This window comes from Streptomyces sp. NPDC058985 (genome assembly GCF_042740985.1).
Lineage (GTDB): Bacteria > Actinomycetota > Actinomycetes > Streptomycetales > Streptomycetaceae > Streptomyces.
This window is the reverse complement of record NZ_JBHYJX010000062.1, coordinates 1-20575: the sequence shown is the minus strand read 5'-3', so window position 1 is coordinate 20575 and position 20575 is coordinate 1. Positions and strand designations below refer to the sequence as shown.

Annotated in this window: 20 protein-coding genes and 3 tRNA genes; 12 read left to right on the top strand and 11 right to left on the bottom strand. The window is 71.7% G+C overall.

Translation table 11 applies throughout. The features are described 5' to 3' along the window. The first annotated feature begins 29 nt into the window (after positions 1-29). The 3 genes from ACFW01_RS34865 to ACFW01_RS34855 all read left to right on the top strand — a co-directional run bounded on the left by ACFW01_RS34865 (position 30) and on the right by ACFW01_RS34855 (position 4578). A complete protein-coding gene (locus ACFW01_RS34865; RefSeq protein ID WP_234956258.1) occupies positions 30-1952 on the top strand; it encodes a hypothetical protein in 1923 nt (640 codons plus the stop codon). 176 nt (positions 1953-2128) lie between these two features. Continuing rightward, the gene (locus ACFW01_RS34860) at positions 2129-3589 is read left to right on the top strand and encodes a N,N-dimethylformamidase beta subunit family domain-containing protein (RefSeq protein WP_234956257.1); all 1461 of its coding nucleotides are present in this window, start codon (positions 2129-2131) and stop codon (positions 3587-3589) included. 89 nt (positions 3590-3678) lie between these two features. Continuing rightward, positions 3679-4578: a phosphoribosylaminoimidazolesuccinocarboxamide synthase gene (locus tag ACFW01_RS34855; RefSeq protein WP_234956256.1), complete on the top strand. Its 900-nt coding sequence runs from the start codon at positions 3679-3681 to the stop codon at positions 4576-4578. A 57-nt stretch (positions 4579-4635) separates the two neighbouring features. Here the strand turns inward: ACFW01_RS34855 and ACFW01_RS34850 are convergent. From ACFW01_RS34850 to ACFW01_RS34815, 8 genes are all read right to left on the bottom strand, one after another. Beyond that, a tRNA-Gly gene (locus tag ACFW01_RS34850) sits at positions 4636-4711 on the bottom strand. 37 nt (positions 4712-4748) lie between these two features. Then, positions 4749-5351, bottom strand: a complete 603-nt coding sequence (locus tag ACFW01_RS34845; protein ID WP_234956648.1) for a response regulator transcription factor — start codon at positions 5349-5351, stop codon at positions 4749-4751. A gap of 11 nt (positions 5352-5362) precedes the next feature. Next, positions 5363-6625 carry a histidine kinase gene (locus ACFW01_RS34840; RefSeq protein WP_234956647.1) on the bottom strand — a complete coding sequence of 421 codons (1263 nt, stop codon included), beginning with the start codon at positions 6623-6625 and terminating at the stop codon, positions 5363-5365. A 47-nt stretch (positions 6626-6672) separates the two neighbouring features. Further along, positions 6673-7485 (bottom strand): ABC transporter permease, encoded by an 813-nt coding sequence (locus ACFW01_RS34835; RefSeq protein WP_384510383.1) that lies wholly within the window; start codon positions 7483-7485, stop codon positions 6673-6675. Further along, complete coding sequence (locus ACFW01_RS34830) at positions 7482-8474, bottom strand: ABC transporter ATP-binding protein (RefSeq protein WP_234956254.1); 993 nt, start codon at positions 8472-8474, stop codon at positions 7482-7484. The genes ACFW01_RS34835 and ACFW01_RS34830 overlap by 4 nt, the downstream gene beginning before the upstream one ends. A 141-nt stretch (positions 8475-8615) precedes the next feature. Further along, positions 8616-8688: transfer RNA gene (locus tag ACFW01_RS34825), tRNA-Gly, on the bottom strand. An 80-nt stretch (positions 8689-8768) separates the two neighbouring features. Next, positions 8769-8840 (bottom strand) — tRNA-Gly (locus ACFW01_RS34820). A gap of 127 nt (positions 8841-8967) precedes the next feature. Continuing rightward, positions 8968-9285 carry an Lsr2 family protein gene (locus ACFW01_RS34815; RefSeq protein WP_064728688.1) on the bottom strand — a complete coding sequence of 106 codons (318 nt, stop codon included), beginning with the start codon at positions 9283-9285 and terminating at the stop codon, positions 8968-8970. A gap of 340 nt (positions 9286-9625) precedes the next feature. On the opposite strand from ACFW01_RS34815, the gene purS reads away from it, so the two are divergent. Genes purS through purL form a run of 3 tightly spaced genes read left to right on the top strand, consistent with a single transcriptional unit; the run spans position 9626 to position 12884 of the window. Continuing rightward, positions 9626-9898 carry a phosphoribosylformylglycinamidine synthase subunit PurS gene (gene purS, locus ACFW01_RS34810; protein WP_234956253.1) on the top strand — a complete coding sequence of 91 codons (273 nt, stop codon included), beginning with the start codon at positions 9626-9628 and terminating at the stop codon, positions 9896-9898. Beyond that, the gene (gene purQ / locus ACFW01_RS34805) at positions 9895-10575 is read left to right on the top strand and encodes a phosphoribosylformylglycinamidine synthase subunit PurQ (RefSeq protein ID WP_234956252.1); all 681 of its coding nucleotides are present in this window, start codon (positions 9895-9897) and stop codon (positions 10573-10575) included. Before purS ends, purQ begins: the two co-directional genes overlap by 4 nt. Further along, a complete protein-coding gene (gene purL / locus ACFW01_RS34800) occupies positions 10572-12884 on the top strand; it encodes a phosphoribosylformylglycinamidine synthase subunit PurL (protein ID WP_234956250.1) in 2313 nt (770 codons plus the stop codon). The genes purQ and purL overlap by 4 nt, the downstream gene beginning before the upstream one ends. 60 nt (positions 12885-12944) lie before the next feature. Here the strand turns inward: purL and ACFW01_RS34795 are convergent, their stop codons facing one another. Further along, entirely contained in the window at positions 12945-13529 is a 585-nt protein-coding gene (locus ACFW01_RS34795) for a Uma2 family endonuclease (protein WP_234956248.1), read from the bottom strand. A 126-nt stretch (positions 13530-13655) separates the two neighbouring features. On the opposite strand from ACFW01_RS34795, the gene ACFW01_RS34790 reads away from it, so the two are divergent. From ACFW01_RS34790 to purM, 6 genes are all read left to right on the top strand, one after another. Then, the gene (locus ACFW01_RS34790; protein ID WP_234956246.1) at positions 13656-14162 is read left to right on the top strand and encodes a winged helix-turn-helix domain-containing protein; all 507 of its coding nucleotides are present in this window, start codon (positions 13656-13658) and stop codon (positions 14160-14162) included. Between the two features lie 30 nt (positions 14163-14192). Further along, the gene (locus ACFW01_RS34785) at positions 14193-15026 is read left to right on the top strand and encodes a M23 family metallopeptidase (RefSeq protein WP_234956244.1); all 834 of its coding nucleotides are present in this window, start codon (positions 14193-14195) and stop codon (positions 15024-15026) included. Between the two features lie 10 nt (positions 15027-15036). Continuing rightward, complete coding sequence (locus ACFW01_RS34780) at positions 15037-15834, top strand: maleylpyruvate isomerase family mycothiol-dependent enzyme (RefSeq protein ID WP_234956242.1); 798 nt, start codon at positions 15037-15039, stop codon at positions 15832-15834. A gap of 103 nt (positions 15835-15937) precedes the next feature. Beyond that, positions 15938-16726 (top strand): META domain-containing protein, encoded by a 789-nt coding sequence (locus tag ACFW01_RS34775; RefSeq protein ID WP_234956240.1) that lies wholly within the window; start codon positions 15938-15940, stop codon positions 16724-16726. Between the two features lie 62 nt (positions 16727-16788). Next, positions 16789-18315, top strand: a complete 1527-nt coding sequence (gene purF, locus ACFW01_RS34770; RefSeq protein WP_122616963.1) for an amidophosphoribosyltransferase — start codon at positions 16789-16791, stop codon at positions 18313-18315. A 46-nt stretch (positions 18316-18361) separates the two neighbouring features. Further along, on the top strand, positions 18362-19444 hold the full coding sequence (gene purM, locus ACFW01_RS34765) for a phosphoribosylformylglycinamidine cyclo-ligase (RefSeq protein WP_234956238.1): 1083 nt from the start codon (positions 18362-18364) through the stop codon (positions 19442-19444). 69 nt (positions 19445-19513) lie between these two features. Here the strand turns inward: purM and ACFW01_RS34760 are convergent, their stop codons facing one another. After that, entirely contained in the window at positions 19514-19768 is a 255-nt protein-coding gene (locus ACFW01_RS34760) for a DUF3073 domain-containing protein (RefSeq protein ID WP_003974884.1), read from the bottom strand. Positions 19769-20088: 320 nt separating this feature from the next. Next, the coding region (locus ACFW01_RS34755) for a Glu/Leu/Phe/Val dehydrogenase family protein (protein ID WP_384510373.1) at positions 20089-20575 on the bottom strand (487 nt) is incomplete at its 5' end.

Genomic DNA, 20575 nt, shown 5'->3' with positions numbered 1-20575 from the left:
GGACGTCGATGAGGGGGTGAGGTCCGGCCGTGACCGGTACCGGTGGTGAGGAGATGGGCGCGCGGGCCGCGCGTGCCCGGGCGTTGGCCGTGCTGCGCGTCCGCAGCCGTGCGCTGGCCGTCGCCCTGCTGCCCGCTGCCCTCGCCGTGATCCTGCTCGTGGGCGGCTCCACCGGGCGCCTGGTGGGCGCGGGCTGGGACGCCGCCCGCTGGGCCGTGTCCGTCCTCGCGGTGCTCGTGCTGGTGGCCGCGGCCGGAGTGGCCCTCGTCGTGGCCCGCTCCCGGCCCGCCGTCACCCCCACCGTCACCATCGCCGAGGAGTCGGCGCCGGACCTCTACCGGATGGTGCGCGACCTGGCCGACCGGCTCGACGTGCCCGCCCCCTCCGCGATAGCGCTCACGCCGGACTGCGACAGCTGGCTGGAGGACCGTACCCACCCGGCCCACGGACCGCCCGCCCGGTCGGCGGAGCGCGACGCCCCGGCCGTCCCGGGCGGCCCCGCCCGCCCTCACGGCGCCACCGCGCCCGTCCTTGTCATCGGCTCGCCCTTCCTGTGGTGGATGCGCGTGGGTGAGCTGCGCGCGGTCCTCGCCCCGGTCGTCGCCGGCACGGGGCCTTCGGCGCATCCCGACATAGCCGCCGCCCGCCGTTTCATACGCGGCCTGGACGCCGCGGTGGCCGTGGCCTCGGCGGACCGGCGCGACCCGCTGTCCCGGGTGGTGTGCGCGGGCCTGGGCCGGGTGTCCCGGCTGCTGCTGCGCGGTTGCCGGGTGCACGCGGCCGAGATGGAGCGCGGCGTCGCGTCGGCGGCGGCCGAGCGTGCACAGGCTGTGGACTACGGTCTGCGGATCGTCGCCCAGGAGCAGGTCGGGCTCGCCTACGCGGGCTGGGACCGGCTGCTGACCCGGGTGGCGCTGCCCGCCTGGCGGATGGGCCGCTGGCCCTCCCGGCTGGACGTGGGCGTCGTCGCCGCCCTCACCGAGCTGTCCCGCCGCGACCGGCTGGCCGAGGGCTTCGCCTCGCGCCTGGGGGAGCGCCCCGCCTGCGACCTGCTGGAGGAGCCCGGCGCGATGGACGAGGCGGTCTCGCTGCTCACCGCGCGCCTCTTCCACGGCGGGCCCGAGACCGGCCCGGACTGGTCGCCGGTGGACTGGGACGAGTATCCCGAGGAGGTCGTGGACCGCACCTGGCGCACCGACGCGGCCCGCCTCCACCGCGTCCTGGACACCCTGGGCGTCCGCCGCGCCGCCGAGGGCGCGGCACCGGGCACCGAGGGCCCGACCCTGGCCCGCGTCCTGGACCACCTCACGACGGACACCGCGACGCCCGCCGACGACCCCTGGCCCACCGGCGACGGCGACGCACCCTTCACGGCGACCGCCCCGACCGCCCCGACCGCCCCGACCACCCCGACGACCCCGGCCGCCCCGGCCGCCGGGGTCGGCCCGGAAACCGACCCGCACCCGGTGGCCACCGGCCCCGCACACCCCGAGGACGACGACGATCTGGCGGGCACCACCACGCGCGGAGCCGCCCTCGCCGCCGGACTCAGTGCCCAGCTGGCCCGCGAGGAGGCCGCCGCCCAGCCCCCCGGAGCCGGAGCCGCATCCGGCACCGGAGCCGCCAGCACCCCCTCGGCCGCCGTCGGACCCGACGCCGCCCTCTGGGACGACCGCGCGCTCCCCCTCTTCCCCCTGCAGCCCCCGCGCACCGGCCGCGAGATCCTCACCGCGCACATCACCGCGATGGTGTGCTGTGCGGCGATGGACACCGCCGGCGCGGCCCCGGGCCTCGACTGGCTGGACGGGCCGTCGCTCCTGTTCGACGGAGCCCGCGCCGCCGACCTGGCCCCCAGCGTGCTCAGCCTGGTCGAGTCCGGCGACCCGGGCCCCCTGCGCGCCTGGATGACCGACCTGGGCATACGCCCGGAGAAGCCGGTGCGCCTGGTCTGACGCGCCCGGACGGGACCGTCCCGCCGAATCGGACCCCCCGATTCCACTTTCGGCCGCTTCGCAACGAACCGTGACCGCACGCGTGCGACATGTGATGTGCTGGGACCGGATCGAGCACATGGCAAGGGCGTTCGTCATACGCATGACCACGGGGGCACGAGGGAGGGGGCGGTCCCATGGGGTCCGAGCAGATCCGCCGCTGGGAGTCGGGAGCACTCGCGCACGCCGTGACGGACCCCTTCGGGCAGGGGCCCCTTCCGTGGCTGCGCGGCGGCGAGACGTACTTCGGCGACACCGGCCAGGTCGTCGCCTGGTACGCGGACCAGGACACCGTCCCCGCCCAGCGCGGCGGCCCGCGCGCCGCCGACGACGTCCGCCGCCAGATCAAGGGCTTCACCGCCACCGGCGCCGCCGCCCCCGGCGAGGCCATCGACTTCCACGTCACCGTCGACCCGCCGCAGGAGTTCAGTGTCGACGTCTACCGGATCGGCCACTACGGCGGTGACGGCGCCGCCAAGATCACCACCAGCCCCCGCCTGTCCGGCATGGTCCAGCCCCCGCCGCTCACCGCCGACCGCACGGTCTCGTGCCACCACTGGTGGCTGTCCTGGCGGCTCCAGATCCCGTCGTACTGGAGCATCGGCGCGTACGTCGCCGTCCTCACCACCGCCGACGGCCACCGCTCCCACGTCCCCTTCACGGTCCGCGACAGCCACCCGGCCGACCTGCTGCTCCTGCTACCGGACATCACCTGGCAGGCGTACAACCTGTACCCGGAGGACGGCCGCACCGGCGCCAGCCTCTACCACGCCTGGGACGAGGAGGGCCGGCTGCTCGGCGAGGCGGACGCCGCCACGACCGTCTCCTTCGACCGGCCGTACGCGGGCGCGGGGCTGCCGCTGCACGTCGGCCACGCCTACGACTTCATCCGCTTCGCCGAGCGCTACGGCTACGACCTCGCCTACGCCGACGCCCGCGACCTGCACTCCGGCCGGATCGACCCGGCCCGCTACCGGGGCCTGGTCTTCCCCGGCCACGACGAGTACTGGTCCGCCGCCATGCGCCGCACCACGGAACGCGCCCGCGAGCGCGGCACGTCGCTGGTCTTCCTCTCCGCCAACACCCTGTACTGGCAGGTGGAGCTGGCCCCGTCGCCGTCCGGCGCCCCCGACCGCCTGCTGACCTGCCGCAAGCGCCGGGGCCCGGGCCGGCCGGCGCTGTGGCGGGAGATCGACCGCCCCGAGCAGCAGCTGCTCGGCATCCAGTACGCCGGCCGCGTCCCCGAACCGCACCCGATGATCGTCCGCAACGCGGGGCACTGGCTCTGGGAGGCCACCGGCGCCCACGAGGGCGACCCGATCGAGGACCTGGTGGCGGGCGAGGCCGACCGCTACTTCCCGCGCACCGCGCTCCCCGCGCACGACGAGCGGGTCCTGCTCGCCCACTCCCCGTACACCGACGCGCACGGCGCCCGGCGCCACCAGGAGACCTCGCTGTACCGGGCCCCGTCGGGCGCCTGGGTCTTCGCGTCCGGGACGTTCGCGTGGTCCCCGGCCCTGGACCGCCCCGGCCACGTCGACCCGAGGGTCCAGCGCGCCACCGCCAACCTCCTGGACCGCATCTGCAAACGTGACTGATCCGCACCCACGGGCACCGCCCCGCCGGTCGCCCTCCCCGCGACGTACGGGACAATCGACGTACTTGGACAGAACCACGGGGAGGAACCGTGTCCGGATTCGTTGAAAAGCCCGAGCCGCTCCAGGTTCCGGGTCTGGTGCACCTGCACACCGGCAAGGTGCGCGAGCTGTACCGGAACGAGGCGGGCGACCTCGTGATGGTCGCCAGCGACCGCATCTCCGCCTACGACTGGGTGCTGCCGACCGAGATCCCCGACAAGGGCCGGGTCCTCACCCAGCTCTCCCTGTGGTGGTTCGACCAGCTCGCCGACCTGGCCCCCAACCACGTCCTGAGCACCGAGCTGCCCCCCGGCGCCCCCGCCGACTGGGAGGGCCGCGCCCTGGTCTGCAAGTCGCTGCGGATGGTCCCCGTGGAGTGCGTGGCCCGCGGCTACCTCACCGGCTCCGGGCTCGCGGAGTACGACCAGACGCGCACCGTCTGCGGCCTCGCCCTCCCCGAGGGCCTCGTCGACGGCTCGGAGCTGCCCGCCCCGATCTTCACCCCGGCCACCAAGGCCGAGGTCGGCGAGCACGACGAGAACGTCTCCTACGAGGAAGTCGCCCGCCAGGTCGGCGCGGACACCGCCGCCGCCCTGCGCCAGGCCACCCTCGCCGTCTACTCCCGCGCCCGTGACATCGCCCGCGAGCGCGGCATCGTCCTTGCGGACACCAAGTTCGAGTTCGGCTTCGACGGCGACGACCTGGTCCTCGCCGACGAGGTCCTCACCCCGGACTCGTCCCGGTTCTGGCCGGCCGACCAGTGGCAGCCGGGCCGCGCGCAGCCGTCGTACGACAAGCAGTTCGTGCGGGACTGGCTGACCTCGGCGGAGTCCGGCTGGGACCGCGGGAGCGAGCAGCCCCCGCCGCCGCTGCCGCAGCAGGTCGTGGACGCCACCCGCGCCAAGTACATCGAGGCGTACGAACTGCTGACCGGTCTGAGCTGGTCGTAGCGGCCGCGGCCCCGCGGACACGAAGAAGCCCCCGGCCGGAGCCGGGGGCTTCTTGTATGGAGCGAACGACGAGGTTCGAACTCGCGACCTCAACCTTGGCAAGGTTGCGCTCTACCAACTGAGCTACGTTCGCACTGTGCGCCGTGGTGTTCGCCGTGGCGCGTCAGCCACTATACCCAACCCCGCTCCCGTGCGAGCCGCACCGCCGCGTGCCGGTTCTCCGCCCCGAGCTTGCCCACGGCCGACGACAGGTAGTTCCGTACGGTCCCCTCGGCCAGCGCGGCGCGCTCCGCGATCTCCGCGACCGACGCCCCGTCGGCGGCGTGCTCCAGGACCTCCGCCTCGCGCGCGGTCAGCGGCGAGTCCCCGGCGGAGATCGCGTCGGCGGCCAACTCCGGGTCGACGTAACGGTTTCCGGCGTGCACCGTGCGGATCAGCTCGGCGAGCCGCTGGGCGCTGGTCGTCTTGGGCACGAACCCGCGCACCCCCGCCGCGAGCGCCCGTTTCAGGTGTCCGGGCCGGCCGTGGCTGGTCACGATCAGGACCTTGCAGGCGGGCAGCTCGGCCCGCAGCGATGTGGCGACCTTCACACCGTCGGCGCCGGGCATCTGCAGATCCAGTACGGCGACGTCCGGCGCATGGGCCCGCGCCATCGCCAGGGCCTCGGGACCGGTGGCCGCCTCGGCGACCACGACGAGGTCGTCCTCCAGGGAGAGCAGGGCGGCCAGGGCGCCGCGGATGAGGTGTTCGTCGTCGGCGAGCAGCACACGCACCGGGGTGGCCGTCACGGAGCCACCTCCCGCGTGGCAGGGGTGTGCGGTGGCAGCGGCACCTCGGCCGTCACCCGGAACACGCCCTTGCGCACGGTCCCCGCCTCCAGCGTCCCGTCCACCACGGACAGCCGCTCCCGCAGCCCGGCCAGCCCCGAACCGCCGGCCCCGGCGGGCGCGTCCGCGTCCGCCGAGGGACCGGTCCCGTCCAGCACCCCGTCGTTCTCCACCGTCAGCACTACCCGCCCCTCCGACTTCCGCACCGCCACGGCCACCCTCTTGGCGTCCCCGTGCCGCAGCACGTTCGTGGTCGCCTCCCGCACCACCCAGCCCAGCGCCGACTGCACCTCGGCGGGCAGCCCGGACGTCTCGCCGGTGACCTCCGCCACGATGCCGGCTGCCGAGAGCACGCCCCGGGCACCGGCCAGCTCGACCTCCAGGTCGACCTCCCGGTAGCCGCGTACGACGTCCCGGACCTCGCGCTGCGACTCCTGCGCGATGCGCTGCGCCTCGATCATCTGCTCCACCGCCTCCGGCCGCCCCCGCCGGGACAACTGGACGGCCAGTTCGCTCTTGAGCGCGATCACCGCCAGGTTCCTCCCCATCACGTCGTGCAGATCCCGGCCGAACCGCAGCCGTTCCTCGGCCACCGCGAGCCGGGCCCGGGTCTCCCTGGCCTCGTCGAGCGCGTAGACCGCCTTGAGCAGCCAGACGGAGAACACCGCGGTGAAGGCGAGGAACGCCCCGCCCACCACCAGGGCGCACGCCGTGATCAGCGCGGCGAGCCAGGACAGCCCCAGCGCGAAGGCGACGAGCCCCGCGCCGGCCGAGAAGCCGACGACCAGCCCCATGACGCGCCGCCGCCGGTCGTGCACACCGAGGGCCAGCACGCCGACGCCGAAGCCCTGCACTCCCACGAAGACACCGAGGGCCGCCGAGTCGGCCTCCGAGCCCCGGGGCCCGTGCTCCACCAGAGCCATCGCGGCGATCGCGAGGAGGGCGGTGACCGCGCCGAGAGTCCACAGCCGCCGTGCCGGCCACGGGCGGCGGCCGAGCGTCCAGTCCAGGGCCCGTGAAGCGGTCGCCATGCACACCGCGGCGTGCACGACGACCATCAGGGAGAGCACGGTCGCGAGCCCCGGCCCCACCTGGCCGTAGGTCGACAGGCCGATGCCGCCGATCTCGCACACCCCGAAGAAGTGGAACGACCACCGTGTGTACGTCTCCACCTTCTCCGGCGTGTTCTTCCGCCGCCACCATCCGCCTGGCCTGCGCATCCGCCCGCCGCTCCCGCTCGTCCCGTACGTCTGGCCCGTCCCGTACGTCAGTGCCGTGGCTCCCAGCGGAACCACCGTCGTACAGCAAACACCGCGACCGCGGTCCAGGCCACCGCCGTCACCACGGCGCCCAGCGCCTCGCCGCCCGACAGGTTGCCGGTCCAGCCGCCGCGCACCAGGGTGATCACCGGCGTCATCGGCAGCAGTTCGCAGACGGCGGCCAGGCGGTCGGGGAGCAGCTCCAGCGGCACGAACATGCCGGAGCCGAGCATCGAGACGAACATGAAGGGCAGCGGCGTGACCTGCGCGCTCTCCCCGGTCCTGGTGAAGCTCGCGGTGACGGCGGCGAGCGCGGCGCACAGCACGAGACCGAGCAGCAGCCCGAGGACGGAGAGATGGACCGCGGACGGCGCGGACAGGTCGAGCAGCACGGCGCAGCCCACGGCGAGCAGCAGGGACTGCACGAGCCCGCTGAGCAGGGCGGGCGTCGCGGATCCGGCGAGGATCTCCACGTCGCGCAGTTCGCCGGTGCGCAGCCGCTTGAGGACGAGTTCCTCGCGGCGGACGACGAAGACGCCGACGAGCGCCGAGTAGACGGCGAACAGCAGGGAGAAGCCGATCGCGGCGGGCAGGACCAGCGTGCCGGTGGTCAGTCCGGCCCCGGCGAGGTCCATCTCCTTGGCCGCCGACTTCACGCTGAGCGGCAGCACCAGCGGCACGAACAGGGCGGCGAAGAGGGTGCCCTTGTTCCGTCCGAGCAGGGTGAGTTCGGCGCGGGCGAGGGCGGTCATGCGCGTCCTCGGCGTGCTGACGGGGGTGTTCACGGCGGGTGCCGCGGCCCGGGTGCTGGTGGCGCTCATGTCGCGTACTCCTTCGTCGTCTCCGGAGCGGTTCCGCCGGACGCCCCGTCGGCGCTCCGCGTGGACACCTCTTTGGCGATGCTCAGGAAGGCCTCTTCCAGGGAGGCCGAGCGGACGTCCAGGCGGCGCAGCTCCACTCCGGCCTGGCCGGCCCACACCAGCAGGCCGGTGGCGGCGCGCTGGAGTTCGCGGGTGCGCAGCCTCACCATCCGGCCCTCGACCTCGTGGCCGCTGATCCCCATGCCGTCGAGCGGCGGCAGGTCGCCGACGAAGTAGCCCGCGGGCAGTTCGAAGGAGATCCGGGACGGCTGTGCGGCGGTCACCTCGGCCGGGGTGCCGGTGGCGGCGATCCGGCCCTCGTGCATGATCGCGAGCCGGTCGGCGAGGTTCTCGGCCTCTTCGAGGTAGTGCGTGGTCAGCAGTACGGTCGTGCCCTGGTCGCGCAGCGCGCTCACCAACTCCCAGGTGTCCCGGCGGCCTTCGGCGTCCAGTCCGGTGCTGGGCTCGTCGAGGAAGAGCACCTCGGGGTCGCCGAGCAGCGCGAGTGCCAGGTCGAGCCGGCGCCGCTGGCCCCCGGAGAGCTGCTTCACACGGGTGTCGGTCTTCGACTCCAGTCCGACCAGCCCCAGGACCTCGGCCGGCGGACGGGCGCCGCTCACGCACCCGGCCCACATGCGGGCCGTCTCGGCGACGGTCAGTTCGGAGGGGAAGCCGCCCTCCTGGAGCATGACCCCGGTGCGGGGGCGTACGGCGGCGCGCTCGGTGTAGGGGTCGTGCCCGAGGACGCGCACCCGGCCGCCGGCCGGGGCGGCGAGCCCTTCCAGCAGTTCGACCGTGGAGGTCTTGCCGGCGCCGTTGGTGCCCAGCAGCGCGAAGACCTCGCCGCGGCGCACGGAGAAGTCGATACCGCGCACGGCCTCGAACCCGCCCCCGTACACCCGCCGCAGGTCGGTGACCTCAATCACGTGTTCGTGTCCGTTGGTTTGCATGCCTCAAGCCTTCCGGGCATCCGGGCCGCGTAACAGTGCGGGCCGTCATCACCGGACATGACAAATGTCAGGGTGGGGTCGAGGGGCGTCGCCGGGCGCACGAAAAGACCCCGGTCCTGGAGGACCGGGGTCTGATTCCCGAGCGGACGACGAGGCTCGAACTCGCGACCTCAACCTTGGCAAGGTTGCGCTCTACCAACTGAGCTACGTCCGCATTGCCGCCGACCGGCCTTCACCGATCGGTGCGAGCACCAGCCTACCTGATCCCATCGGGTCATCGGTACGGCTGTGCAGAGCGGGTGACAGGAATTGCACACTGCGCCTTCCCCCTGGAAGGGGGATGTTCTACTACTGAACTACACCCGCATGTTCCGTGGGCCCGGCCCTTCGGCCTCGCCCCTCGGCGTGCTCCAGACTTTAGCTGATCACCCGGGGTGCCGCGCAAGTCGGTTGCCGCGAGGGGCGGCTGAGCGGCCGTCGGCCGTCGCCGGGCTCACCGGGCCGCGGCGAACGCCTCGTAGACCTTCTTCGGGATCCGGCCCCGCGCGGGCACGTCCATCTTGTTGGCCTGGGCCCAGGCGCGCACCGCCGCCGGGTCCGGGGCGACCTCCGTCTGCCGGTACGCCTTGCCGGATCTCGACCGCTTGCGGCCGGCCGACACGTACGGCTCCAGGGCCTTGCGCAGTTTCCGGGCATTGGTTTCGTTCAGGTCGATCTCGTACATCCGGCCGTCCACACCGAAGGCGATCGTCTCCGCCGCTTCCGAGCCGTCGATGTCGTCAAAGAGAGTGACCACGACACGCTGCGCCACGAATATCGGTCCCTTCGTGCGGCATCTCCGCGATGACGTGCCAGGACGCCGCGATGATGCCGACTGTTCGCCTGTAATTGGGCAAAGTATCGGCTAATGACATTTCATTTGTACAGTGCCCGGCATTGCAATGGGAAGACCGACTAAATCTCTTGGCGTGTCCGTCGCGCAATAGGAGTCCGCAGGCGATCCGGGATCTTTCCCGAAGCTTTTCGCGGAGGACTCGCGCCGATGCCGAATCGTGATCGGGCTCACGTAGTTTCCTCCAAGGCTACGCGCGTAGAAATTTTGTACGGGTAGTCTGAAGGGACCTGCTCAGCACCACACACCGGGAGTGCCAGTGGCACGCGTCGTAGTCGACGTCATGCTCAAGCCGGAGATCCTCGACCCCCAGGGCCAGGCGGTGCAGCGCGCACTGCCGCGGCTGGGTTTCGAAGGGATCTCGGACGTCCGCCAGGGAAAGCGATTCGAACTGGAAGTGGACGGGCCCGTCGACGACGCCGCCCTCGCCCGCATCCATGATCTTGCGGAATCCTTCCTCGCCAACACCGTGATCGAGGACTTCACCGTCCGCGTCGAGTCGGAAGACGCAGTCGCGGGGGCCGTGAAGTGACCGCTCGTATTGGCGTCGTCACTTTCCCCGGCAGTCTGGACGACAGGGACACGCAGCGCGCGATCCGTGTGGCCGGCGCCGAACCCGTCGCCCTCTGGCACAAGGACAAGGACCTCAAGCAGGTCGACGCCGTGGTGCTCTGCGGTGGTTTCTCGTACGGCGATTATCTGCGCGCCGGCGCCATCTCGCGCTTCTCGCCGGTGATGGACACGGTCATCGACCAGGCGAAGGCCGGTCTCCCGGTGCTGGGCATCTGCAACGGCTTCCAGATCCTCACGGAGGCCCACCTGCTGCCGGGCGCCATGCTGGGCAACGACCACCTGCACTTCATCTGCCGCGACCAGAAGCTGCGGGTGGAGAACGCGGGCACGGCCTGGACCAGCGACTACACCGCCGGCCAGGAGATCCACATCCCGCTGAAGAACATGGACGGGCGGTACGTCGCCGACCGGCGGACGCTGGACGAGCTGGAGTCGGAGGGCCGGGTGGCCTTCCGCTACCTGGGCATGAACCCCAACGGCTCGCTCAACGACATCGCCGGCATCACCAACGCCGCGGGCAACGTCGTCGGCCTCATGCCGCACCCCGAGCACGCCGTCGAGCCGCTGATCGGCACCGGCCGCACCGACGGCCTCCCGTTCTTCACCTCGATCCTCAAGAAGCTGGTCAACGCATGAGCCGGACGCCCTCCCGTCTCCCACCGCCGCCCTCAACGGAAGCCCTTCGGGCTGCCCCCAGAACTCTGGACACGGTCGAGCACGCGACCGCGACCCCCGACGTCGAGCTGCCCTGGGCCGAGCTGGGCCTGAAGAAGGACGAGTACGAGCGGGTGGTGGAGATCCTCGGCCGCCGCCCGACCGGCGCGGAACTCGCCATGTACTCCGTCATGTGGTCCGAGCACTGCTCGTACAAGAGCAGCAAGGTCCACCTGCGCCAGTTCGGCGAGAAGGCCCCCCAGTCCGACGCGATGCTCGTCGGCATCGGCGAGAACGCCGGTGTCGTCGACGTCGGCCAGGGCTACGCGGTCACCTTCAAGGTCGAGTCGCACAACCACCCCTCCTACGTCGAGCCCTACCAGGGCGCCGCGACCGGCGTCGGCGGCATCGTGCGCGACATCATCGCGATGGGCGCGCGTCCCGTCGCCGTCGTGGACCCGCTCCGTTTCGGCGCCGCGGACCACCCCGACACCAAGCGCGTGCTGCCCGGCGTCGTCGCCGGCATCGGCGGCTACGGCAACTGCCTGGGCCTGCCCAACATCGGCGGCGAGGTCGTCTTCGACGCCTGCTACCAGGGCAACCCGCTGGTCAACGCCGGTGCCATCGGCGTCATGCGGCACGAGGACATCCACCTCGCCAAGGCGTCCGGCGCGGGCAACAAGGTCATCCTGTACGGCGCCCGCACCGGCGGCGACGGCATCGGCGGCGCGTCGATCCTCGCCTCCGAGACCTTCGACGACGCCAAGCCGTCCAAGCGCCCGGCGGTCCAGGTCGGAGACCCCTTCCAGGAGAAGCTCCTCATCGAGTGCACCCTGGAGGCGTTCCAGGAGAAACTGGTCGTCGGCATCCAGGACCTCGGCGCGGCCGGCCTGTCCTGCGCGACCAGCGAGCTGGCGTCCAACGGCTCCGGCGGCATGCGCGTGACGCTGGACGACGTACCCCTGCGCGACTCGACCCTCTCTCCCGAGGAAATCCTCATGAGCGAGTCGCAGGAACGCATGTGCGCGGTCGTCGAACCGGAGAAGGTCGACCGCTTCCTGGAGATCTGCGAGAAGTGGGACGTCATCGCCACCGTCATCGGTGAGGTCACGGACGGCGACCGGCTGGAGATCTACTGGCACGGCGGCAAGATCGTCGACGTCGACCCGCGCACCGTCGCCCACGACGGACCGGTCTACGAGCGCCCCTATGCCCGCCCCGAGTGGCAGGACGCCCTCCAGGCCGACGACGCGAACAAGCTGCCCCGGCCGCAGTCGTCCGACGAGCTGAAGGACCAGGTCCTGAAGCTGGTCGGCTCGCCGAACCAGGCCTCCAAGCAGTGGATCACCCAGCAGTACGACCACTTCGTGCAGGGCAACACCGTCCTCGCCCAGCCCGAGGACTCGGGCATGATCCGCGTGGACGAGGAGTCCGGCCTCGGCGTCGCCATCGCCACCGACGGCAACGGCCGCTTCGCCAAGCTCGACCCGTACACGGGCGCGCAGCTGGCCCTCGCGGAGGCGTACCGCAACGTCGCGACGACCGGTGCCAAGCCGCTCGCGGTCTCCGACTGCCTGAACTTCGGCTCGCCGGAGGACCCGGCGGTCATGTGGCAGTTCGCGGAGGCCGTGCGCGGCCTGGCCGACGGCTGCCTCCAGCTCGGCACCCCGGTGACCGGCGGCAACGTCTCGCTCTACAACCAGACGGGCGAGGCGGCCATCCACCCGACCCCGGTCGTGGCGGTCCTCGGCGTCATCGACGACGTGGCGCGGCGCACGCCGGTCGCCTTCCAGGAGGACGGCCAGCTGCTGTACCTCCTCGGCGACACCCGTGAGGAGTTCGGCGGCTCGGCCTGGTCCCAGGTGGTCCACGACCACCTCGGCGGCCTGCCCCCGAAGGTCGACCTGGAGCGCGAGCGGCTGCTCGGCGAGATCCTGATCTCCGCCTCCCGCGACGGCATGATCGACTCCGCGCACGACCTGTCCGACGGCGGTCTGGTGCAGGCGGTCGTCGAGTCGGCGCTGCTGGGCGACAGGGGCGCGCGTCTGGTCGTACCGGACGGGCTCGACGCCTTCACCTTCCTGTTCTCGGAGTCGGCGGGCCGCGCGGTCGTCGCCGTCCCGCGTTCGGAGGAGGTCCGTTTCAACGACATGTGCGGCGCGCGCGGCCTGCCCGTCACCCGCATCGGTGTCGTCGACGGCGACGCGGTGGAGGTCCAGGGCGAGTTCTCCCTCTCCCTGACCGACCTGCGCGAGGCCCACGAGGGGACGATCCCGGGGTTGCTGGCGTAGTCGCCGGTCCCTGAGCGCGCGAGGCCCCGTCCGGTCGGTTCCGGGCGGGGCCTCGTCGTCTCAGCGCACGTAGTTCTTGAGGATCTCCGTGTCGAGTGTGATGCCGACGGGGTCGGGGAGGACCAACGCCTCGCCGAAATCCGTGAGGCGGATGTCGCGATAGCCGCCGACCCGCCGGTCCGGGCGACTGTGCACCGTGACCGTGCAGGTGTCCCGGTCGATCAAGAGGTAGACCGGGATCCCCGCCTGTCCGTAGGCGGCAGGCTTCTCGTGCCGGTCGCGCCGGTCCGTGTCCGAGTCGTACGTCGTGACCTCGACGACCATGAGGGCACCGTCCGGGTCGGCCCACTCGCCGTGGCCCGCGAAGTGGGCCTCGGGCGCGAGCACGGCGTCCGGCCGCGCCCTGCTCTGCCGGTATGCGTCAACCCGCAGCCCCTGCGTCTGATACAGGTCCAGATCGGGCCGCGCTTGCATACAGCGTTTGGCCAGCCAGGACACGATGCTGTTGTGGTCCCCGTCGGTCACAGGCTTGACCCCGATCCGTCCGTCAATGAACTCCAACGTGACGGTCTCGGGAGCGGCGGAAGCGATCGTTTCGAACTCGTCCACCGACATCTGAGACGTGTGCTCGGCCACAACCGTCATGTTGCACCTCCTTCCAGGCGCGGACCAGTGTTTCGGCGGCGGCGGCGCTCCGGGACGGATTTCGCCCTCAGACGCACGTACGAGTGACACTTGCGCGAGATTACGTACTTACGTAATCTCAAAGAGGTGAAGCAACTGGAACAACGCGTCGCCGACCTCGAACGGCGGCTGGCGGTACTGGAGGAAGCCGGGGGCCGACCTGCTCCCCGCCCGGGTGAGGGCGACCTCTGGGCCCTGGAAGGCCTGAAGGAGCAGCTCACCGAGTTGGGGGCGGAAGCCGGCGGCGTCCTGTTCACCGGCTCCGTCCGCCTCCCGACCGGGGAGCAGTACGACTGGCAGTACGGCACCCCGGCCGACGGCCTGATGGAGGGCGACTGGGCCGACTCCGCCGAGGTGTTCGCCGCGCTCGGTCATCCGGTACGGCTGCGGCTGCTGCGCGAGATCCTCGGCGGCCGGCGCACCGCGGCCGAACTGGCCGAGCTGGACGGCGTGGGCACGACCGGCCAGATCTACCACCACCTGCGCCAGCTCACCGGCGCCGGCTGGCTGCACGCCACCGGCCGGGGCCGCCACGAGGTGCCGCCGGGGCGGGTCGTACCGCTGCTGGTGGCGCTGTCGACGGCCCGGCGCTGACCGGGACCATCACGAAGACCAGGGGGAACGATGTCCGTCCGCAAGCTCGCCATGCTCGTCTTCCGGCTGCTGCAAGTGGCCTTCCTGTGCGCGGTGGCCGCCAGCGTGCTGTTCGACCTGGACCACGGCTGGTGGTGGAACTTCCTGCCGCTGGCCCTGGCGTACGCCCTGATCACCGTGGTCAACCGCTGGGGCGGCGCCCCGGACGCCCCCGGCACCGCCCACGAGCCCGTCGAGGTCGGCCCGCCCGTGACCGGCCGCTGGTCCGCGCTGAACAGCCCGGCCGACCGCACCCCGAGCCACGGCATCCACGCCTACGGGCAGACCTTCGCCATCGACCTCGTCGCCGAGCCGAAGCCCGGCGCCCGCCCCGGCTTCCGCGTGCTGTGGCCGATCGCCCGCCGCAACCGCGACTTCCCGGCGTTCGGCGCCCCGCTGCTCGCGGTGGCCGACGGCACCGTCGTCCGGGTCTCCGACACCCAGCGCGACCACCTGAGCCGCAACTCGCTGCCGGGGCTGCTGTACCTGATGATCCTGGAGGGCTCGGTCCGCGAACTCGCCGGCGTCCGCCGCATCGTCGGCAACCACGTCGTCATCGATCTCGGCGACGGCATCCACGCCCTGTACGCCCACGTCCAGCGCGGCTCCCTGGCCGTCCGCGAGGGCGACCGGGTCACCGCCGGGCAGGTCCTCGGCCGCTGCGGCAACTCCGGCAACTCCACCGAGCCCCACGTCCACTTCCAGCTGATGGACGGCCCCGACCCGGACACCGCCCGGGGCATCCCCTTCACCTGGCACGACATCGGCGTCCCGCGCAACGGCGAGGTCTTCGAGACCCCCTCACCGACCGGCGCATCCGCATAAGCTCGCCCCCATGCCGCCCGCCAGACGACGCCCCCGCGCCTACGACCCCGCCCGCACCCGTGGCGCCGTCCTCGCTCAGTTCGGGAACGTGCGGGCGGCCGTCCGTGGCCTCACCGCCGAGCAGCTCGCGTTGCCGACCCGGCTCGGCGACTGGACCGTGCGGGAACTGGTCGCGCATGTCGGGACGGCGCTGACCGCCGTGGACCGGCTGCTCGGCGAGCCCGAGCCCGCGCGGCAGGACGGGCGGCTGCTCGACTGGCCGTTCGCGATCGACGCCGACGCGGACGCCATCGCCGGCACCGCCCGGCGGCTGGCCGCCGACCACCCCGGCCTCGACGCCCATCTCGCCGACGCCGAGCGGCGCTTCACCGAGCGCCTCGACACCCACCCGGGCAGCCGGCTGCTCCCCACCAGCGGGGGCGCGCTGCCGCTCGCCGACTACGTCGTCACCCGCACCGTCGAACTCGTCGTGCACACCGACGACCTCACCGCCGCCGTACCCGGCCTCGACATCCCTCTCGACCGGCAGGCCCTGGCCGCCGCCACCCGGCTGCTCGCCGACGCGCTCGCCGTGAAGGCGCCCGGCGCCTCGACCGAGGTGCGGATCCCGCCGTACGCCGTCGTCCAGTGCGTCGAGGGCCCCCGGCACACCCGGGGCACCCCGCCCAACGTCGTCGAGACCGATCCGCTGACCTGGGTCCGGCTGGCCACCGGGCGGCTGACCTGGGAGGACGCGGTGGCCGAGGCGAAGCTGAGCGCGAGCGGGGAGCGGGCCGACCTGGGTGCGCTGCTGCCCCTGCTCGGCTGACCGGGCGACGGCCGCGAGGAGAGGGAGCGAGAGGGAGCGAGAGGTAGCGAGAGTGAGCGGAGAGGGAGGGGAACCGGATCCTCCAGTCCTCCGTCGAATCGCCATGTACAGGCAGAAGCAGCAGCGAAGGAAGACCCTGACCGTGGCGGCCGTCGCCGCGCTCGTCCCGCTCGCCGCGGCCTGCGGCAGCGAGAAGGCGGACGACGGCAGCGCCTCCGTAGGCGCCGGAAAGTCCATCACCGGCGTGCAGTGGAGCATCGACAGCGTCACCGTCGACGGCACCACCCACAAGGCACCGGACGAGGCACGGGTCCGGATCGACGACGCCGGCCAGGCGGAGGGCAGCACCGGCTGCAACACCTTCAGCGCGCGCGCCGACGTCAAGGGCGAACGCGTCCGGCTCAGTGACGCGATGTTCACCGAGAAGGCCTGCGACCAGACGCCCGTCGAGTTCGAGAAGTCCCTCGGCCGCGCCCTCACCGCCGGCCCCCTCACCACCGAGAGCGAGGGCGACGGCCTGACGTTCACCACCTCCGGGGGTGACACCGTCGAGCTCAGCCGGGCCAAGGACGCGTCCCTGTACGGCACGGAGTGGACCGTGACCAGCCCGGCCCAGCAGGACCGCGCCCGCCTCACCTTCGACCCGGAGGCCAAGACCGTCTCCGGCCGCCTCCCCTGCAACCGCGTCAACGCCGAGGCCACCGTCAGCGACGGGCGTATCACCGTCGGCGCCCCTTCCACGACCCGAATGATGTGCGAAGGCTCACTCATGGACGCCGAGAAGCGGATGCTGAGCTTCCTCAAGGGTCCGGTCGATTACCGGATCGATCAGGAAACCCTCACCCTGACCAGCGAAGACGGGACGACCGTGCGAGCCGTGGCCGATCGGTGATCCGCTGGTGAGCCGAAATCCCGAATTCGGACCAGTGGTCGATCTCGCCTACACTCGGTGGCGTGCCACGTGGTGACGGTCGACTCAATCACGATCTGCTTCCAGGCGAGAAGGGCCCCCAGGACGCATGCGGCGTCTTCGGTGTCTGGGCTCCTGGCGAAGAGGTCGCAAAGCTCTCCTACTTCGGGCTCTACGCCCTCCAGCATCGGGGCCAGGAATCCGCGGGTATCGCGGTAAGCAACGGTTCCCAGATCCTCGTCTTCAAGGACATGGGCCTGGTCTCCCAGGTCTTCGACGAGACCTCACTCGGTTCGCTCCAGGGTCACATCGCGGTCGGTCACGCCCGCTACTCGACCACCGGTGCCTCCGTGTGGGAGAACGCCCAGCCGACCTTCCGTGCCACCGCGCAGGGCTCCATCGCGCTCGGGCACAACGGCAACCTCGTCAACACCGCCCAGCTTGCCGAGATGGTCGCCGACCTGCCCAAGCAGGACGGCCGCTCCACCCGGGTCGCGGCGACCAACGACACCGACCTGGTGACGGCGCTGCTCGCGGGCCAGGTGGACGACGACGGCAAGCCGCTGACCATCGAGGAGGCGGCCGGCAAGGTGCTGCCCCAGGTGCGCGGCGCCTTCTCCCTCGTCTTCATGGACGAGCACACCCTCTACGCCGCCCGTGACCCGCAGGGCATCCGCCCGCTGGTCCTCGGGCGGCTGGAGCGCGGCTGGGTGGTGGCCTCCGAGTCCGCCGCCCTCGACATCTGCGGCGCCAGCTTCGTCCGGGAGATCGAGCCGGGCGAGTTCGTCGCCATCGACGAGAACGGCCTGCGCACTTCACGATTCGCGGAAGCGAAGCCCAAGGGCTGCGTCTTCGAATACGTGTACCTGGCCCGCCCGGACACCGACATCGCCGGCCGCAACGTCTACCTCTCGCGCGTCGAGATGGGCCGCAAGCTGGCGAAGGAGGCCCCCGCCGAGGCCGACCTGGTCATAGCGACCCCGGAGTCCGGCACGCCCGCCGCCATCGGGTACGCCGAGGCCTCCGGCATCCCCTTCGGTAACGGCCTGGTCAAGAACGCCTACGTCGGCCGCACCTTCATCCAGCCCTCGCAGACCATCCGCCAGCTGGGCATCCGCCTGAAGCTGAACCCTCTGAAGGAAGTCATCAAGGGCAAGCGGCTGGTCGTCGTGGACGACTCCATCGTCCGCGGCAACACCCAGCGGGCCCTGGTCCGCATGCTCCGCGAGGCCGGCGCCGCCGAGGTCCACATCCGGATCTCGTCCCCGCCGGTGAAGTGGCCCTGCTTCTTCGGCATCGACTTCGCCACCCGCGCCGAGCTCATCGCCAACGGCATGAGCGTCGAGGAGATCGGCACCTCCATGGGCGCCGACTCCCTCGCCTACATCTCCATCGACGGCATGATCGAGGCGACCACCATCGCCAAGCCGAACCTGTGCCGTGCCTGCTTCGACGGCGAGTACCCGATGGAGCTGCCCGACCCCGAGCTGCTCGGCAAGCAGCTCCTGGAGACCGAGCTGGCCGCCGGGCCCGCCGGTACGGCCGCCGCCGACGCCATCCGTCGCCCGTAGCCGTCCGTCCGCAATACCTGCCGTACGACACGAAGGTTCTATCGTCATGCCTGACACAACTGGTGCCGGCTACGCAGCGGCGTCCTACAAAACAGCAGGTGTCGACATCGAGGCGGGCGACCGCGCAGTCGAGCTCATGAAGGAATGGGTGAAGAAGACCCGCCGCCCCGAGGTCCTCGGCGGCATCGGCGGCTTCGCCGGCCTCTTCGACGCCTCCGCCCTCAAGAACTACGAGCGGCCGCTGCTCGCCTCCGCCACCGACGGCGTCGGCACCAAGGTCGACATCGCCCGGCAGCTGGGCGTCTACGACAGCATCGGCCACGACCTGGTCGCCATGGTCATGGACGACATCGTGGTGTGCGGCGCCGAGCCGCTCTTCATGACCGACTACATCTGCGTCGGCAAGGTCCACCCCGAGCGCGTCGCCGCGATCGTCAAGGGCATCGCCGAGGGCTGCGTCCTGGCCGGCTGCGCCCTCGTCGGCGGTGAGACGGCCGAGCACCCCGGCCTGCTCGGCGAGGACGACTTCGACGTCGCCGGCGCCGGTACGGGCGTCGTGGAGGCCGACCGGGTACTCGGCGCCGATCGCATCCGTTCGGGTGACGCGGTGATCGCCATGGCGTCCTCCGGGCTTCACTCGAACGGGTACTCGCTCGTCCGGCACGTCCTGCTGAACGAGGGCGGCCTGGCGCTCGACGCCCACCTGGACGGTCTGGGCCGCACCCTCGGTGAGGAGCTGCTGGAGCCGACCAAGATCTACTCGCTGGACTGCCTGGCCCTCCTGCGCACCACCGAGGTCCACGCCTTCAGCCACGTCACCGGCGGCGGCCTCGCGGCCAACCTGGCCCGGGTGATCCCCGACGGACTGCACGCCGTCGTCGACCGCTCCACCTGGACCCCGGGCGCGATCTTCGACCTCGTCGGCCGCACCGGCCGGGTCGAGCGCCTGGAGCTGGAGAAGACCCTGAACATGGGCGTGGGCATGATCGCGATCGTGCCCGAGGAATCGACGGACGTGGCCCTGACGACCCTGGCCGACCGCGGCGTGGACGCCTGGGTGGCCGGCGAGATCACCGACCGCGCGGACCACGAGACGGGCGCGGCACTGGTGGGCGACTACGCCGGCTGAGATCCCGCGGGCAGCACAGAACCCGGTCGGTGACATACATCACCGACCGGGAAGGTGCTCAGTACAAGGTCAAGCGCCGCGTCGCTGTTGGCTCGGGGACTGGCCGTCCTCGTCCTCGTCGTCGTCCTCATAGAGGTCGGCGTACTTGGCGTACACGTCATCGTCTTGCTCATCGTCCTCGAATTGCTCGCCATTCGGCGGTTGCGAATTCGACGGCGATGCGCCCAGCTCCTCGGCCAGGCGGGAGAGATCAGTCCCACCGCTGTTGTACTTCAGCTGGCGGGCGACCTTCGTCTGCTTGGCCTTGGCCCGGCCGCGCCCCATGGCTCGACCCCCTCAACGACGGGGCTCGACGGCCCCAGAGTCTTGACACGCGTTCATGGTCCGGAACGGGCTCTCCGTGGAGAGACCGGTCCGTAGGGCTTCCACGGTACCTGAGCCCACGCCCATACGGTACGTCGCCCGCAGCACGTGGCCATCCCCAGGACCTTCGAGGCGCCCCGTCCTCGCTGGTCAATGGCGATTTTAACCACCTTTCGACGGTCGACCCGCCGGGATAAGTGAGAGTTCTCTCCAACTCCCCCCGACGGGTACCGGTCAAACCTGCGAGGGCCCTGCCCGATCACCGGAGGACCGCCGCGGGATCACCCCCGCGGGCGCGCCTCCGCCATCCGCTGCTCGGCGATCCGGTCGGCCGCGGCGGCCGGCGGAATACCGTCCTCATTCGCACGTGCGAATATGGCCAGCGTGGTGTCGAAGATCTTCGCGGCCTTCTCCTTGCACCGGTCGAAGTCGAAGCCGTGCAGCTCGTCGGCGACCTGGATGACACCGCCGGCGTTCACCACGTAGTCCGGCGCGTAGAGGATCCCGCGGTCGGCGAGGTCCTTCTCCACTCCGGGGTGGGCGAGCTGGTTGTTGGCGGCGCCGCACACCACCCGGGCGGTCAGCACCGGCACGGAGTCGTCGTCGAGCGCACCCCCGAGCGCGCAGGGCGCGTAGATGTCGAGGTTCTCCACCCGGATCAGCGCCTCGGTGTCGGCGACGGCGACCACCGAGGGGTGCCGCTCGGTGAGGGCCCGCACGACGTCCATGCGCACCTCGGTGACGACCACGTGCGCGCCCTCGGCGAGC